The sequence below is a fragment of the Treponema denticola genome, assembly GCF_024181605.1.
GTDB lineage: Bacteria > Spirochaetota > Spirochaetia > Treponematales > Treponemataceae > Treponema_B > Treponema_B denticola_B.
This window is the reverse complement of record NZ_CP054477.1, coordinates 2,177,553-2,192,259: the sequence shown is the minus strand read 5'-3', so window position 1 is coordinate 2,192,259 and position 14,707 is coordinate 2,177,553. Positions and strand designations below refer to the sequence as shown.

Annotated in this window: 21 protein-coding genes; 1 reads left to right on the top strand and 20 read right to left on the bottom strand. The window is 34.6% G+C overall.

Annotated features, from left to right (window positions below):
• Positions 1-27: 27 nt before the first annotated feature.
• The 8 genes from E4N80_RS10340 to E4N80_RS10305 all read right to left on the bottom strand — a co-directional run bounded on the left by E4N80_RS10340 (position 28) and on the right by E4N80_RS10305 (position 6,097).
• Complete coding sequence (locus E4N80_RS10340; RefSeq protein WP_002685301.1) at positions 28-675, bottom strand: hypothetical protein; 648 nt, start codon at positions 673-675, stop codon at positions 28-30.
• Between the two features lie 63 nt (positions 676-738).
• Positions 739-1,221, bottom strand: coding sequence for a GNAT family N-acetyltransferase (locus tag E4N80_RS10335; protein WP_039887628.1), 483 nt, complete (start codon positions 1,219-1,221; stop codon positions 739-741).
• A gap of 28 nt (positions 1,222-1,249) precedes the next feature.
• The gene (locus tag E4N80_RS10330; RefSeq protein WP_253699140.1) at positions 1,250-1,570 is read right to left on the bottom strand and encodes a hypothetical protein; all 321 of its coding nucleotides are present in this window, start codon (positions 1,568-1,570) and stop codon (positions 1,250-1,252) included.
• A 46-nt stretch (positions 1,571-1,616) separates the two neighbouring features.
• On the bottom strand, positions 1,617-2,708 hold the full coding sequence (locus E4N80_RS10325) for a DUF6892 domain-containing protein (protein ID WP_253699139.1): 1,092 nt from the start codon (positions 2,706-2,708) through the stop codon (positions 1,617-1,619).
• A gap of 21 nt (positions 2,709-2,729) precedes the next feature.
• Positions 2,730-3,773, bottom strand: coding sequence for a DUF6630 family protein (locus tag E4N80_RS10320; protein WP_253699138.1), 1,044 nt, complete (start codon positions 3,771-3,773; stop codon positions 2,730-2,732).
• A 17-nt stretch (positions 3,774-3,790) separates the two neighbouring features.
• Complete coding sequence (locus E4N80_RS10315) at positions 3,791-4,228, bottom strand: immunity protein YezG family protein (protein WP_010693345.1); 438 nt, start codon at positions 4,226-4,228, stop codon at positions 3,791-3,793.
• A 103-nt stretch (positions 4,229-4,331) separates the two neighbouring features.
• Positions 4,332-5,321: a hypothetical protein gene (locus E4N80_RS10310; RefSeq protein WP_253699137.1), complete on the bottom strand. Its 990-nt coding sequence runs from the start codon at positions 5,319-5,321 to the stop codon at positions 4,332-4,334.
• A 41-nt stretch (positions 5,322-5,362) separates the two neighbouring features.
• Positions 5,363-6,097: a hypothetical protein gene (locus E4N80_RS10305; RefSeq protein WP_253699136.1), complete on the bottom strand. Its 735-nt coding sequence runs from the start codon at positions 6,095-6,097 to the stop codon at positions 5,363-5,365.
• Between the two features lie 211 nt (positions 6,098-6,308).
• On the opposite strand from E4N80_RS10305, the gene E4N80_RS10300 reads away from it, so the two are divergent.
• Positions 6,309-7,109, top strand: a complete 801-nt coding sequence (locus tag E4N80_RS10300) for a hypothetical protein (protein ID WP_253699135.1) — start codon at positions 6,309-6,311, stop codon at positions 7,107-7,109.
• Here the strand turns inward: E4N80_RS10300 and E4N80_RS10295 are convergent.
• From E4N80_RS10295 to E4N80_RS10240, 12 genes are all read right to left on the bottom strand, one after another.
• On the bottom strand, positions 7,102-7,800 hold the full coding sequence (locus tag E4N80_RS10295) for an ABC transporter ATP-binding protein (protein WP_253699134.1): 699 nt from the start codon (positions 7,798-7,800) through the stop codon (positions 7,102-7,104). The two genes, E4N80_RS10300 and E4N80_RS10295, sit on opposite strands and share 8 nt — an antisense overlap.
• Before the next feature lie 18 nt (positions 7,801-7,818).
• The gene (locus E4N80_RS10290) at positions 7,819-8,610 is read right to left on the bottom strand and encodes a HEAT repeat domain-containing protein (protein ID WP_253699133.1); all 792 of its coding nucleotides are present in this window, start codon (positions 8,608-8,610) and stop codon (positions 7,819-7,821) included.
• Positions 8,611-8,625: 15 nt separating this feature from the next.
• On the bottom strand, positions 8,626-9,213 hold the full coding sequence (locus E4N80_RS10285) for a hypothetical protein (RefSeq protein WP_253699132.1): 588 nt from the start codon (positions 9,211-9,213) through the stop codon (positions 8,626-8,628).
• A gap of 69 nt (positions 9,214-9,282) precedes the next feature.
• Positions 9,283-10,131 (bottom strand): BRO family protein, encoded by an 849-nt coding sequence (locus tag E4N80_RS10280; protein WP_253699131.1) that lies wholly within the window; start codon positions 10,129-10,131, stop codon positions 9,283-9,285.
• Positions 10,132-10,161: 30 nt separating this feature from the next.
• Positions 10,162-10,464: a tetratricopeptide repeat protein gene (locus E4N80_RS10275; protein WP_253699130.1), complete on the bottom strand. Its 303-nt coding sequence runs from the start codon at positions 10,462-10,464 to the stop codon at positions 10,162-10,164.
• 27 nt (positions 10,465-10,491) lie between these two features.
• Positions 10,492-11,226: a hypothetical protein gene (locus tag E4N80_RS10270; RefSeq protein WP_253699129.1), complete on the bottom strand. Its 735-nt coding sequence runs from the start codon at positions 11,224-11,226 to the stop codon at positions 10,492-10,494.
• Between the two features lie 4 nt (positions 11,227-11,230).
• A complete protein-coding gene (locus E4N80_RS10265; protein ID WP_253699128.1) occupies positions 11,231-11,671 on the bottom strand; it encodes an Imm12 family immunity protein in 441 nt (146 codons plus the stop codon).
• 61 nt (positions 11,672-11,732) lie between these two features.
• Positions 11,733-12,233, bottom strand: coding sequence for a hypothetical protein (locus E4N80_RS10260; RefSeq protein WP_253699127.1), 501 nt, complete (start codon positions 12,231-12,233; stop codon positions 11,733-11,735).
• Position 12,234: 1 nt separating this feature from the next.
• Positions 12,235-12,828, bottom strand: a complete 594-nt coding sequence (locus E4N80_RS10255; protein WP_253699126.1) for a HEAT repeat domain-containing protein — start codon at positions 12,826-12,828, stop codon at positions 12,235-12,237.
• A 56-nt stretch (positions 12,829-12,884) separates the two neighbouring features.
• Positions 12,885-13,031, bottom strand: coding sequence for a hypothetical protein (locus E4N80_RS10250; RefSeq protein ID WP_253699125.1), 147 nt, complete (start codon positions 13,029-13,031; stop codon positions 12,885-12,887).
• A 24-nt stretch (positions 13,032-13,055) separates the two neighbouring features.
• Positions 13,056-13,850 (bottom strand): hypothetical protein, encoded by a 795-nt coding sequence (locus tag E4N80_RS10245; protein ID WP_253699124.1) that lies wholly within the window; start codon positions 13,848-13,850, stop codon positions 13,056-13,058.
• 36 nt (positions 13,851-13,886) lie between these two features.
• Entirely contained in the window at positions 13,887-14,657 is a 771-nt protein-coding gene (locus tag E4N80_RS10240; protein ID WP_253699123.1) for a hypothetical protein, read from the bottom strand.
• Positions 14,658-14,707 lie beyond the last annotated feature (50 nt).

Genomic DNA, 14,707 nt, shown 5'->3' with positions numbered 1-14,707 from the left:
TCCTCCAAATATATTTATATTTCGGTTTTATAATACTGCTTTACCACAGTCTCCTTTCCCAAAATTACCTTCAACATTTTTGTAGAATATTCTGCATTTTTCTTTTGTAAAAGCTTGGATAATTCCGTCGGTTGCCCACAAAAGAGGGTGTTGAAAATTCATTTCCCCAAATTCAATATCGCTGCGATAAAATGTATTTGAATTTAATTTTTTCTCATCTTCAACTGTCATTCGGTACGGCCATGGGTGATGATGCCCGAAACTTCTTTTGCAAACACTGCAATTTCCATTATCCAAGATGCCGTAAGAAACTTTACCCTGGTATTCGATACGCACCGACTTTGACCGTACAATATCAAAGTGCATTGTATACAAAAATTTGCAAACATAGTATCCATGCGATTTTTCAAACGGAATAAACTCAATTCCTTGCATATTATATGTATGATATATATCATAAAATCGCTGACTTGCGATAGATACACCATCTAAAGTACCAAAGAAAAATTTCTTTTTTCGTATTTTAACTATCTTTGCTGCTTGTAAAATTGCTTCATCACGGTTTAATACCATCTTACATACTTCACAATAGTCTATTTTTATTTTATCGCCCATGTCGAAATACAGATTACGCTCGTCACTGTCGCCATATATGCTGCAATAGTTTATTATCAACGTTTTCCTCCATAAGTTTTTTCGCTTAATTCATATAAATACTCGCTTTTCTATCTTTTTATATTATAGCTTTAACGCTGCGATAAGTTCTTCTCCATCCATATCTCCTGTTTCAACAAAACCGAATGAGCTATAAAGTTTACGTGCAACTTGATTTTCAGGTTCATAAGACAACCAACAATATTCAGCTTTTCCGCAAGGAAAAGTCTTAACAAAATCTAGAGCCAATTTAACTGCTTCTTTTCCAAATCCATTGTTTTGATACGCTTTATCAATCATCAGCCGCCAAAGATTATAATTTCCTTTTGCTATTTCAGGTGCGTCAATCCAATAGTCATGAACATCAAAACCGATCATCAAAAATCCGACCGGTGTTTCATTGTCATATATCCCGAATGGAAATGCATAACCATTTGCGGTGATTGTAATGTAGGCTTCAATGATGCTTATATCGTTGGCAGCAACAAAGCTTTTCTGTGTTTCCGATACCTGCAGTTTCAAAATATCCCAAATGTTTTTCCCGTTTACTTTTTCCAAATGAAGCATAATATATCCTTTTTGACAAACTTTAGTTTTATCTTTCCATAAAATATGTAAATGCATGTTCTTCAATTTCGCCGTATTTATTTAACAAGGTTCCTTTTTCGTCGTAGATTTTATATGATATTTGTTTACCGCCCAAAGAAGCCGCTCCATCTAATCCGAGAAGTAATGTATAATAAGCATCTGTCATAACCGAATCTATGAGTTTATATAAATCATCTTTACCGACTCCGGCTCGCATTAAATTCTTTACTTTTTTTGCAACTGCTGTGGAAGAACTTTCGCTAAAATATTCATTCAAAATAGTTTCTTTTTCTTTATAGCAAAGTTTTACAAATTCTTCTCCATTCATTTTTTAACTCCTACAAATTTAAAGTTTTTCTTTCCATATAAAACTTTTATTCTGCAATATTAATTCCTTTCTTGATAAGTTTTTTCTTTGCTTTTTCGGAAATATAAATAACGGTGCCGTCAATAAGTTTTAAGTTTGGAAACTGTGCCAACTCCTCATCAGAAATAGATTTAATATCAAATAGATCATCCTCGCCGTCCCATTGCGGAATAAGCTGCATATTAATTTCATTTCCGCCATCAAGAAACAGCTGTGTTACCTTTGGGGCCAATTCAGCAGGAATTTCCAATTGCTGAAACCAGCTTTTTACTTCAGGTATCATTTTATCGCAGTAATCATCGGGATCTATTTCTTTTTTTGCATAATCATTACAAAAATCATATACATCAAATTTCGGTTTAAGCAATTCTTGTTCATACATCAGCTCTTGGATAACAGCAAGTTTAAAATTGAAGTTTGTAAATGTCAGTACTTTACCTTCTGCCTTTGGCTGTTTCCATTTACCGCTTGACACTCTCGGCGGTTTATACCAAAAACTTATATCCCGTATAGGTTCAGGTTCGGCACGTACCAAATCGGCTATCTCATCGGTTTTTGATTTTCTCAAACGCTCCTGAAAAGATATTGCATCCAGAACCGATTTTAATTTACTAGACAATGAGCAATTTATTTTCCAATTTTCCACTTTCATTTCTAAAAATATATAAGCTTCTCTCAATGTTTTTTGAGGTATAGCTTCCAAAATAGTTTTACCGTTTATCGTAAAAATGCCGGGAAACACCTGCTTGGGATTTACATCGAAAAACGAAAATTTTACTTTTTTCTCCCATTCCCTATCTTCACATATTCTTATGTCTAGTTCGCTGATACATCCTTTGGAAACAAAACTCTTTATTCCCATATTATCCCAGATATATATTTCCTCTAAATCATCTTTACTTACTGTTTCATCAGTCGGCTTACGCAATACTTTTCTATATTCACCGAATTTCTCCGCAAGAATATCTATTGATAGGGTTTCAATAAGCTCATCATTAATATACAAACCGTTTTTAGTTAAATTGATATGAAGTTTCTGTTGCGGCATAGCCGGCTGTTTATCCTGTTTATTTGATTCCCTGCTTTTTATAATACTCATTTTATATCTCCTTTTCCTTTATTACAGCATGTTCACAATTTCAATCGTATTCTCAGATTGAAGCAGGCTGAACAGTTGTTTATAAGCACTTATGATTTTTTCTCTATTTTCTTTATCTGACAAACCTAAAATATAGCAATCGCTATTTGTGTCGATAAGATATAATACCTTGTCACTCATCGAAGCAAGCCTACGGAAAACTTCCGGCGGTTCAAATTCCGTATCTTTATCCAAGTGAAGCATATTCGCTTTTATCTTTTTTGCTAATAGATTGTAACCGTATACAATATCTCCCACATCCGCCTTCCAATCGAACATTGCCAAATAGTTCAAATCTATAAAATCGTTTATCAAAGAGACACAAATATCTTCTTGCTCCAATGCTGTATGGTATATTTTCTTGGCTTTTTGCGGAGATATGCCGAGTAATTTGCAAAGTGATAAAAAAGTTTGTTCCGTATCGGCAGGTAAGCTTTTGTTCCGGCAAGCAAGTTTTTCTTTTTTCTCCCAAATACGTCTGTCTTCTTCTTCAAGTATTTTTATTTGTAGTTGTTCGTATTGCGTTAAAACCGTTTTTATATTCTCAATGATTTTTTTATCAAAAATAGGCTTGTTCTTTCCTATAAAATTGAACCACTCTTGTCCCGCCTCGCCTGTGATGTCATAATCATAAGAAACAATTTCACAACAATCTCCGATTCTCACAACGGCAAAGATTTCATCTTCACAATAATCAACCATACAGATACTTTCGGGTATAAATGCTTTATGGCCGCTATTTTCGTAAAAGCGATTGGTGTATTTTGAGCTTTTGAGTGAAATACAATCAAAAATATTTTGTTCTTTAATTTGTGTCTCTATCATTTCTTGAGCCTGACTCGAAAACTTTGTGCTGTTTTCCAATATCTGCCGAAAGAGTTGTATATCAAATGCCGACCCGCCTATGAGTTTTTCGTCTTTGTAGTACACCCACGACACAGTTCGGCCGATATTTTTTCCGCCTTTTTTATCATGCGTTCCATTCGACTGTTTGTCGAAAATCTTGTTAAAAAAATATCTATTCATTTTTCTCTTCTTATAGTTTAATTTACAATTTTATTTAACCAATTAGGTGTATTCTTTCTGGGATATTTTTTCAATTCTTCAATATATTGTTCTTTGCTTGGTGTATACTCGAAATCAGGTTTATCGTCGTAATTAAATACAGTCTTAAAATCTCCGGAAGAAAAGAAAATAAATTTACACGAAAACCAAGCCCCCTCGTCAGGAGAAAGTTTATACATCTCGTCCCTCAATTTCAAAAAAACAAAAGTTAAGTCATCTTCAATGCCTGCTGAATTTTCATATTCGGGATTAAACGAAATTGCCTTTCCGTCTTTTAAATAATACGAAGCCTCAAGTTCCGTGTATTTCGACAAGGTGCAAACATCTATTTCATATCTTTCCCAGCCTTTTTTAATAGGTAAATTGTCATGTGAAATTTTTGCAATTTTTTTGATTATCAAATCAACATCTTCCATATAAAATATCTCCTTTTTACATAGCTTGTAATTCCTAATTAATATTATCGGTGCACAGCTTTTTGTACATGAACATCTCTTATGATTTCATTTTCTAAACTAATTATATTGAATATAATAAGTTAGCACAATTGCATAATGCTATTTCTTTTAGTCCTCTATCGTAAAACGAGGTAAGGCATATTTCGCCTGAGATGTTTTCGAGTTTGTGTTTGGACATTCCTCTTGGAAAGGTAATATCGGAATATTCACGTGTGTTGAGTGAAAAAACTTTTTGCTTGCCTTTCCAATCATCGGTTTTAAAAAGAGGAGTCATTATCACATATTGAGAATCCGTAAAGCATCCGTTGATACCTCCTTTTTTACCGTCTTTTTTTAAGTCATCTGATTCGATAAATTTTTTGATTACTTTCCCATCTTCGGAAATACTTGCAAGGGCATAATAATTCATTCCCCACTTATTAACCGATGTTTGGCTGTCGCCCGGAATAAAGGCATAGATTTCTTTATCCGATATTTTAATGCTGTCTATTTTAGGTGCGTCTACGCAGCTGTCATCTTGATGTGTAAATGCCTTTTTATCTATTGTAGAAAAACATTTCCATTCGGCAGATTTTGCAGCAACATCAAATTCCAAAAGAGCAAAATATCTTGCGTCCCCGCAATAAAATTCATTTTCAAAGCAAACGGGAATTGTCTTGCTGTCGGATATATTTTGAAAACACCTCTGTTGAGCTTTTTCCGGTACAATGCTTCCTCTTAGCCGTGAATTATTTTTTATCGGAATTATTTCCGGAGAGAAATGAATGCCGGAGTAATACCGCACTTCTTTTGCCGAAATGATGAGTCCGAAACTTGCACCATATCGAAAAAGCACAGGATAATCTCTGCCTGATGTTTCCGCATATTCAATCGGAATCTTTTTTATGCCATCGACAGAAAGCACAAGGAGGTAAAATTTACCCCAATCGCTCTTCTCGCCTTTAGTCAGAATTATAGCAGTTCCATCCGGCAACAAAACAGAGCCATGCACAAACGAAAGCTCACTATCCAATTCCCATTTTTTCAATAAACTTAATTTTAGGTTATTCATATTTTTATCTCCTTATTTGTTTTAATTAAGCAATAATCGTTTTACATTTTATGAAAAGCTCTCTCAGCGGCGTAATGCAGTTTTTTCGACAGGTTCTCGAATTCCAAAGACCAAATCGATTCATCGTATTTCCATTCAAACGGGGTTTTGTAATTTTCCCAAATTGTACAAGCCTGCTCATTTACCTCTTCAATGAGCTCCGTAATCTTCAAAGCCTTGCCCGCCTTGCTCATCATCAAATGCCAGTTGTCCAAATCGGCAGGGTCTTCGGTATGGATGGATTTCTCTCGCGGAAGATAATACACAAAATCGCTTGTATCAAAAGGGAACAGAGTATGGCATAGTGCAATATCGTAAACATCTTGAGCTAATACGGTAGGCAGCTGCTCGTCGGAATAACCGAAGGTGGAAATATATAAAAAGCCGCGCAAAATGCCCGCTAAATTTCTACAAACGGGAGCAAAAGCATAGTGCGAAACTTTAGTTGTTATGGCTCCGTTTCGTATAAAACTGATGGCACTGTCTATCTCTTTTCTTCTTAGATTTACATACTTTATCTTTTTAAACCGCCAAGAGTACATCAGTTCCAAAGAATTGTCGATGACGTGCAAATGCTTGTCTCTTTTTTCTTCTGCCGTGCCGTTTAGCTCTGCAATCCTCGTAACAGCCTGCCTCCAAAACGGGATTAATGTTTTTACCCATTCGAAATACTGCAAAAAGAGGTTATCGGGTTTTGCTTTTTCAAAAATAGTTCTTATCTCTGTAAGTTTTATCATGGTTTTATCTTCCTTATTTGTTTCAATATACCTAATCCTTTCAGCCGATATTCTTCATCAACTAATCCTCATTTTTATCATATTGTATCATTTTTCCTTATCCTTTTTAAGGGGGAAAAATGAAAATCTGACAGTAGAAAAAATACCTTAAAAAGGGTATAATGGTATCAAATATGTAATGAAATGAGAATTGTGAACGGAGAGATGAGAAATGGCAATAGACGGTGTAAAAATTATAGACAGTGATGATGGGTATGACATTTACAATACCATAGTCGAACGATATAAAGACGGTGAAAATATCGACACAATAATTGAAGATATTTTAAATGACGAGGAAAACTTCTGCATAGATCCATTTTACACGGAAATTTACTGGACTGCATTTGCCTATTCTTTATGGAAGGTAGGGCATTTACCGGAAGAGATAAAGAATAAAGCGTTAGAAATAATTGCAAAAGGTGCTGATGATTTCTGGCTTGAAATTGACGGCAAAGCTCTGAAGCAAAGGCAGAAAGAGCTTGATAAACTGGCTGTTCAGTTACAAAGTGAAAATCCTAAACCGATTAAGGTACCGAAGGCAAAAATTAAACGGGACCCGTATTTTAAAGTAGGAGAAGTACTTGCAGTTAAATTTGAAAATGAGTACGGCGCCGTTTTTGTTTCAGATGTTGATCAGAGCCCAAGAAAAATAGAATATCATTTAGCCTGCACGCGCTTGTTACAAAAAGATAAACCGACTATGGATGATTTTTTGAACAGCGAAATTGCTTGTAAAAAGCAAAACACAAAATATGCTCTGGATACGGATTGCTGGTTTAATCACAAAGACTTAGGACTTCTATTAGATAAACTTGAAAAGATAGGCGAAGTGGTTTTCGAGGATTATGCTCTGTGGTCATTGTCGCCTGCTGATACGCTGGAAAATATATATGAAGAAATTACCGCCGATAAGGAAGTCTGGCATCTTAGGTTTATTGAAACGTATAATTTGATAAAAGAAATTAAGTAACAGGAACCTGATGTTCATCCGACTGAATATTTCCGTCAAAAAGTTTTATACATCGATCCGTACTTGCTCCGATTCCAGGGTCGTGGGTAACAATAACAATTGTCGTTCCGCTTTCATTTATTTTTTTAAAGAGGTTAAGAACCTGAGCTCCTGTTTTGCTGTCCAAAGCACCGGTCGGCTCATCGGCTAAGATAATGTGCGGTTTTGTTACCATTGCACGTGCAATGGCGACACGCTGCTTTTGACCGCCGGAAAGTTCATTAGGACCGTGGGAAAGTCTATCGCCCATATCGACATGCTCCAAAGCTTCTTTTGCAAGAGCAAGGCGTTTAGCTCTTTCCAGCCCCTGATAGCGTAACGGAAGCATAACGTTTTCTAAAACCGTCATATTTGGAAGCAAATGATACTGCTGAAACACAAAGCCGATCGTTTTATTACGCAGCATGGCAAGTTCTTTTTCCGTCATCTTTGCCGTTTCTTTTCCGCCAATTTCCAATATACCGCTTGTCGGCCGGTCAAGACAGCCTATCATATTCATGCAGGTAGACTTTCCCGAACCTGACGGCCCCATTATCGAAATAAATTCTCCCTGATCTATACTGAAGCTTATGCCTCGCAGGGCATGTACGACGCTTTCACCCATTTCATATAATTTTGTAACGTTTTCCATACGGATAATAGTTTCGCCCATTTTTAGATCTCCTTTTATTTAATCCTTACTTAAAAATCTGACAGCAGATTTGCGAGCCTTTTCTATTTTTACCGAATCTTTATTTTCAACAGCTATAGACGATATCCATTTTTTACCGAATAAACTCTGCGCGGACTCTATCATTACGCCGCATGCAAAAAGGTCTTTTTCCGCAGTGATTGCCTGTCTAAAAACATCTTTTACTTTCGGAAGTATTGTTTGACTATGCAGTCTGTTACATGATAATTGCCATAGCCCCGAAGCCGACCATGCACGGCAAAGACTATCCTCGTCGTGGAGCATTCTGTCATTAAAAATACCAATCTCTTGTGCTGTCCCAATCCACCCGACAGCTATCAGCACTTTGCGCCTCAGGACACAGTCCTTCGTATTTATATGCGAAACAAGTATCGGCACAAGACGATTGCATGCAGCCGTATAAAAATCGCGATGTTTCGACCTCACAAGAATTTCGGCAATGAGATAGGCGGTGAACACCCGTATTTTTTCGGTTGAAGCTTTGTTTATAGCCGCAAAAAGAAAATCAATTCCCGCTAAATCGTGTTTATCGAAACTGTTATCCAAATGCAACGGATCATCTCGCTCCCAGTCTTCGCAAATCAATTCGTAATGATAAGCGAGCTGATTACTGCCGCCTAAATCGGCTATAAAACCGATACATTCGCTAAGAGGAAAACCGGTTCTTTGTAACTCGGCATACTTTTTTTGTAAATCTTCTTTTGTAAGATTTTGACGGCGTAACCGTTCCGCTTCAAGTTCTTGTAAAATTTTTTCCGTTGAATTCGGCATTAGTCTATTCCTTTTTTAAAACCATGAAGAAAGTATTTTTGCTCTTACCGCAAATTCCGTATCTCTTAATTTAACAAATTCTTCCCGATATATTTTTAATACCTCAAAAGAATAATGATAAAAACTGTAAAAAAGATCATCAGGAAAAACATTTTCATCTTCATACCGGAGACAATCATCATCTTCATTATAAACTTCAGACCATAAATATTCTTCCTTTAACATATCTTCAAAAAAAGGTAAGGGAGCTGCATGCTCCAATTCATCACCCTCACAAAAACTTTCAGCTATTACGGCAAAACCTTCCAGTAGTTCTTCTACAATGTAGTGCGCATTCTTATTTGTACTGCTCTGAGTTAAAGCTTTCATAAAAATTCTTGTAAGAAATATAAGAGCAAACGGAGTTGCATACCACAAAGTGCTTTGATGTTCAATATTTATTGCTATTTCATACAATGCATTTTCTATTTTATCCGTGTCCTGCATGTTTTCCAATATTTCAAAGTATTGAGGAAACAATGTTGCTCTTCCATAAGTTGTAGGAAGCCGATGCCAAGGTACATCTTCTATTTTTAAGTTATGAATATAAGAATTGTTTTTCATACAATATTACTCCCTTTCATATTTTTAGTATTATGGTTTTGCATGATTCAATAGGTACTTTAAATTCACTTAATTTTTAGTTTTATCTTTTACCACGCCGTCTATAAGGCGTGAAAAATCGATTGCATTTTTTGAATTAATTACGGGTTTTCCGGTTTCTTTTTCTATTTCTTTTCGTGTATTTCCTGCGATGCTTCCGCCGCGTCGTGCCGTTTTTTTATTTTCTTCAAGCCCCTTAGGGTTAGTAGTATTGGTTAATTCGGTAACGGTAGCCTCTGCAAGCATATTAAGAACAAGCTCAAGTGTCGACATATTATCTCTTAGATTTTCTTTTTTGAGGTTCTTAAAATCCTTATATTGTCTAACGGTCATACCGCTCCATGCTTTAGATATTTCGTTTGTCAAAATAGCATATTCTCTGCCTTCTTTTACACCATGGTCTTGCCATGCATCGGTAAGTTCTTTTCTTACCTGAATAGCTTGCAGGCGCTGATTTATCCATTCCCTAGTGTAGCCTTTTTTAAGATAGGTTTCTAAAGCTCTATCAATTGTCAATTCCGGATCTATGATTTCATCAACTCTTTCTTTTCCCACCTCGGCAAGCCACATCTTAAAGGGTTCTGCCTTAGGTGACGGAATAGATTGTATAATTCTAAATATGCCTTGCATATCGGCTGCATCGGTTTCACGCATTTTCCCATCGGGAGCTTTTAATTTCAACTGTCGACAAAATGTCGACAGTTGACTTTTTTCTTCTTCCGACATACGCTTTTTAACGCGGTACCAATAGTCCCTCGGATTAGGGCTGTCCGTTAAGGCTCCCACAACATCCACAACACTAAAATACCACTCTTCTTTTTCGTTATCCCAAACGGAGCGTATTTTATTATCTTCAAATAACTTTACTTCGTTATCCACGATATCGTCCTCCTTAGCATCCGCCGCTTTTTACAGCTTATATTTTTCAATCAGCTCCATCAGCACAGACGCGGTATCAATTTCTTCTGAAAGTAAATCGTCAAACTCTTCTTCAAGCTCATCTTGTCTGTCACAAATCCATAATAAAAATTCTTTTGATTTTTCATAGTTTTGATGAATAAAATAATATTCACCTAAAATACATTTTGCAGATGTAACACTCGCAAGATCATCATCGAGTTCGATTACCTTATTTAAAGTTTCCAAAGCCTCGTCATATAATTTTTTATTTAGTTGAAGCATACCCTTTTTTAGATATAATTCTCCATTCATATTTTATCTCCTATAATGTTTATTTTATCATTTTTTTACCGTTTTTGTAAGTGCTGTAATTATATTGTCCAGTATTTCAGATATGGAATTAAAACCGGCTTTTTTTGCAGCCTTAGGAGTTTTTTCCAATGAAAATGATACGGCTTCTTTTAAAGCTTCTGCATCCTTTAGTGAAATAAGATTTTCCTTCGTCACAGTATTCTCAAAAGAGTCTGTAATAATTTTATCATCATTCAAAAGTGAATAACAATTGCGAATCATTATGCCGATATGAGAAAGTGTTATATAATCCCGTTTTTTCTGCATAAGCTCTATGATCACAGGCCAAACTTCGGAAGTTTTCTTTAAATACCAAAGCAGGCTTGCTGCAGCTTGCCGTACAGAGGCATCCTGATGCACTAAAAACAATTTTCCGAGCTCATAAGCCTTTATTTTGAATTCTGTGTTTTCTTTTTTTGAGATAAAGTTTTGAGAATCTTTTACCAAATAAGCTAAATCAATATAACGCTCACAATATGTTTTAATCAAAAATAAATATTCCCATAACAGTTTCGGATCTTTTTCTGATTTTACTATTTTAAAAAGCTTTGTGTAATTTGTAGTTTCAGAAAACCAATCTCTTATCGGATAGGTATTCTTCGTACCCGTTTCCAAACAAGAGGCTTGTCTTAAAAACTTTATCCCTTTTGTTTTCATGCTAATATCGCTGCTTTGCGCTTGCAGCAATGCTTCATCTAATGCTTCTTTTGAATACTTTGTCATATTCTTAACTAATCCCTCTTAAACTTTTAAGAACAATTTCTTTAAACAGCTCGCCGTCAAAACTATATCCGGCTGCTTTAAGTTTTTTTTCAATAATTTCGCCTAACTGTATCAACGAGTTTTCCATAAATAGAATAAACTTTCTATCCACTGGAAGAACAGGTTCTAACGGCCAATAGTTTTTATCGATACAAAACTCTGTCGTATATTCTGTCTTTGCACGGAAATATCGGGTTGCAGTAATACCCGTTTTATCGCAATAAGAAGAAACATCTCCGCTGATATATACGTTGATTTTTATTCTATCTAGCCCTTCAAAAAATATTTTTTTAAAATGCTCTTTCAAGGAGTTTCTCATTTTTATTATCAATGAATGAACAATTTTCCCACCATCAACCTCAACCGTAATTTCACCGCCGATTACCGTACTCAAAATAACTTCCATATTGCTGTCTCCTCATATTTATTCTATCATCTTTTAGCAATTTTGTAAGTGTACTATTCTTTTATATTGTTACCTTCATTGCAAGATTATCAAAAACGCTGTCAAAAAAATAAAGAGAAAAAATAACAATAATGGGAATGATGATAAGTTCAATGTAGTATAGTTTAGCCGAAATTGTATTTTGTTGAATTTTTTTTATTTTTCTTGTGAGCTGACTAATAGCTAAAAACAAATTCGTTATTATAAACGATACCAAAAATCTATACCCCTCGATAACAATATCAAAAGAAAATTTAAGAGTTCTGCTAAAAACTCCTGTCTTTGGGAAATAGTACCCGATAATATACACAGCAATATTCAGTATGATGTAGTTCAAAAAAGTTTTAAGATATTTATTTTTAATTTTTGGAAATAAATCGGGAAGCCCGCCCCAAAGAGGAGCCGAATCATTATATCTTCTTTGTTTTATCAGTGTGAAAAATCTTGTGATTAACACTATATCGGCTGTAAAAATTAAAAGAGTAAAAATTACCATTACTGTTGTAGTTACAATTTTATTCATATTAATTTCTAAAGATATGCGGAAAATTTACTGTGAACACTTCCTGTTCTTTGGGAGAAAGATTCTCGAAGTCTTTATTTATCCTTGCGAATATTTTTTTTGCAAGTTCATTTTCCGGTGCAAATCTTGCAAGATACTCAACTATTAAAGAACCCGCTTCCGGTTTGTTTTTCGAACTTTTGATTGTCTTAACCCCATACTCAGCTGCATAAGGGATAGCTTTACCGTCGGGTTTGTGATTGAAGGCAACAACGGCATACCATTTTGCTTTGAAATCCTTATTTAACAAGAGGCTCGCCAAATATTCATTTTCAGAACCCTCGGCTAAGTAAGCAATCGTTAAAACGCTTGCACCCTGCACATCTAAATTTTTATAAGTGCTAACTTCTTTTAAATATTGAATTGCTTTCTGCGTTCCTAGCATACGCAGAGCTAAAACAGCCCAATAGATTTCGTATTTATTACGCTTCATTTTAAGGCACTTAATCATTGTCTCTTCGGTGAAAGGCATTTTTTCATTATTAAAATATTCCGAAATTGCCCCCGTGTCATCTGTGTCATCTAATGTCCAATTTGGAAAAAGCGTTGTCTTCATTTATTTTTCCCCCTTCAGTCATTATTTTATGCAGCACTTTTATGTCTCTCATGTTTTTAACCAAAAAAGAATGATATAAAATTTTCAATTTGCTTTGTGCTTAAGCAATGCGAGAGAATGCCTTCCGTATCATCAATAAAATTTTCTAAAGGCTCTTCGTCATCATCGCTTGTGTTAAATTTATATTTTTCTTCTAATTTCATAATATTTATCCTTTTTTAATTATATCATGGTATTTGTTCTTTGACAATCCTATTCAAATATAATTTATCTACGCTGATCCATTCAATGCTTTCTTTCCCATTTTTATAATTGCGATATTGGAATATCATCTCATCCCTTGTTTGAAATAACGCATTCAGAGTCCAACTTTTTTCTAAACCATCTATTTTACAATCAATAATCAGTTCATCAATTAATTCAAGTGCGGATAAATCAAATACATAGCACTTCCCTTCAGTGGTACAAAATATTCCGAAACTATCATTGATTTTCTGTACATTGGATAATGAATCTTCTTTAAACAAAGAATATGCCTTTTCAGCGATCGGCGTAAAATCCGAGGAAGAAATTTTAAAAAAGCTCATGCTGTAAAAATCAGCAAGCAAAGCATATTTATCGAAGCTAAACATATACGATAAATTTTTAGGAAACTTATATATTATTTTCAGCTCATTTTGAGTTAATTCTATGCAATAATCTTGAGAGCCGTCCTGTCCTGCTGCAAAGGATACTACTATGCGATTTTCTTCATTTAAACTTGTAAAAGCTATATCTGAATCGCTCAATTCATCTTCCATTTTTATAGAAGCAATTTTGTTTGCAGTTTTATCAAATGCTATTATGCTTACACAATTTTCGTCCAGCCGTTTTGCAGCCCAAATAATCTTATTTGTATAAGGAGATTGATAGATAATGTCAGCATCGCAGCTTATTAGTTTTTCAATCTCGGCACTTGAGTTTCTGTTGATGTCCTCTAAAAAACAATCTTTAGTTTTGCTATAGAATTTAACATAAATCACTGTTAGTTCTTTCCTTAAAAATAATGTTTTAATTTTTTATCGGGGTTGTTGATTTGAAAAACCTGAAAAAGTATTAGGCAATGCATTTTCATAGACAAAACGGCTCAAATCATTTTCAATAAATAAGTTAAATGATTTATTTATAATATGTATTTGATCCCTCCCTATATCATGACAATATACAGAAGCTTCATATGGTCTGATATATAACTCATCCCCATCACTATTCAACCACAATTCCCCAATTTTAATATATTCCTCCCGTAATTCTAACATATCAAAATCAATAAGAATACCTTCCATTTTTAATTGCGAAATACAATAAAAAAATGTAATCACATCACTATGCAATAATTTATAAAAGAATGATGAGGTTAATTTTTCTTCGGTTAAATTATTTTCCACAACATCACTTTTCAATAAGTGTTTTTTTATTACGGCAAACAAGTTAGGGTAACTTTGCTTCAATTTGGTAAATTTCAAGTCAAAATCAATAATATCAACTTTGTCACAGTTCAATGAGATATCATCTATTTGCTTTCTCCATCCTTCCATATAATTGACTTGTGAATTTTCGTTATAAGATTGATTTATATATTTTAAGTATTCACGAGCCGCATTTTGAGATATTAGTGCGGCACCCATTAAACCTTGTGACATCTTAGGTTTTATCTTTAAATACCACCGCGGCGACAAAAATTGTTTTGCAAATTTTTCATTTTGTTTCCACCAATCAATCCATTCTTCGGGTAGGAATACTCCTTCAGATAAATGTTTTAGTCCGTTTATTATATTATTCGTTTCCATAATGACTTCTACTATAAACCTCCATATTTGATTTTGCAGGGGCACGAATC

Bases quoted from the DNA above. Each gene is read 5' to 3' on its own strand.
- E4N80_RS10335 (WP_039887628.1), bottom strand. From the start codon at position 1,221: ATGCTTCATTTGGAAAAAGTAAACGGGAAAAACATTTGGGATATTTTG.
- E4N80_RS10330 (WP_253699140.1), bottom strand. From the start codon at position 1,570: ATGAATGGAGAAGAATTTGTAAAACTTTGCTATAAAGAAAAAGAAACT.
- E4N80_RS10325 (WP_253699139.1), bottom strand. From the start codon at position 2,708: ATGAGTATTATAAAAAGCAGGGAATCAAATAAACAGGATAAACAGCCG.
- E4N80_RS10320 (WP_253699138.1), bottom strand. From the start codon at position 3,773: ATGAATAGATATTTTTTTAACAAGATTTTCGACAAACAGTCGAATGGA.
- E4N80_RS10315 (WP_010693345.1), bottom strand. From the start codon at position 4,228: ATGGAAGATGTTGATTTGATAATCAAAAAAATTGCAAAAATTTCACAT.
- E4N80_RS10310 (WP_253699137.1), bottom strand. From the start codon at position 5,321: ATGAATAACCTAAAATTAAGTTTATTGAAAAAATGGGAATTGGATAGT.
- E4N80_RS10305 (WP_253699136.1), bottom strand. From the start codon at position 6,097: ATGATAAAACTTACAGAGATAAGAACTATTTTTGAAAAAGCAAAACCC.
- E4N80_RS10300 (WP_253699135.1), top strand. From the start codon at position 6,309: ATGGCAATAGACGGTGTAAAAATTATAGACAGTGATGATGGGTATGAC.
- E4N80_RS10295 (WP_253699134.1), bottom strand. From the start codon at position 7,800: ATGGGCGAAACTATTATCCGTATGGAAAACGTTACAAAATTATATGAA.
- E4N80_RS10290 (WP_253699133.1), bottom strand. From the start codon at position 8,610: ATGCCGAATTCAACGGAAAAAATTTTACAAGAACTTGAAGCGGAACGG.
- E4N80_RS10285 (WP_253699132.1), bottom strand. From the start codon at position 9,213: ATGAAAAACAATTCTTATATTCATAACTTAAAAATAGAAGATGTACCT.
- E4N80_RS10275 (WP_253699130.1), bottom strand. From the start codon at position 10,464: ATGAATGGAGAATTATATCTAAAAAAGGGTATGCTTCAACTAAATAAA.
- E4N80_RS10270 (WP_253699129.1), bottom strand. From the start codon at position 11,226: ATGACAAAGTATTCAAAAGAAGCATTAGATGAAGCATTGCTGCAAGCG.
- E4N80_RS10265 (WP_253699128.1), bottom strand. From the start codon at position 11,671: ATGGAAGTTATTTTGAGTACGGTAATCGGCGGTGAAATTACGGTTGAG.
- E4N80_RS10260 (WP_253699127.1), bottom strand. From the start codon at position 12,233: ATGAATAAAATTGTAACTACAACAGTAATGGTAATTTTTACTCTTTTA.
- E4N80_RS10255 (WP_253699126.1), bottom strand. From the start codon at position 12,828: ATGAAGACAACGCTTTTTCCAAATTGGACATTAGATGACACAGATGAC.
- E4N80_RS10250 (WP_253699125.1), bottom strand. From the start codon at position 13,031: ATGAAATTAGAAGAAAAATATAAATTTAACACAAGCGATGATGACGAA.
- E4N80_RS10240 (WP_253699123.1), bottom strand. From the start codon at position 14,657: ATGGAAACGAATAATATAATAAACGGACTAAAACATTTATCTGAAGGA.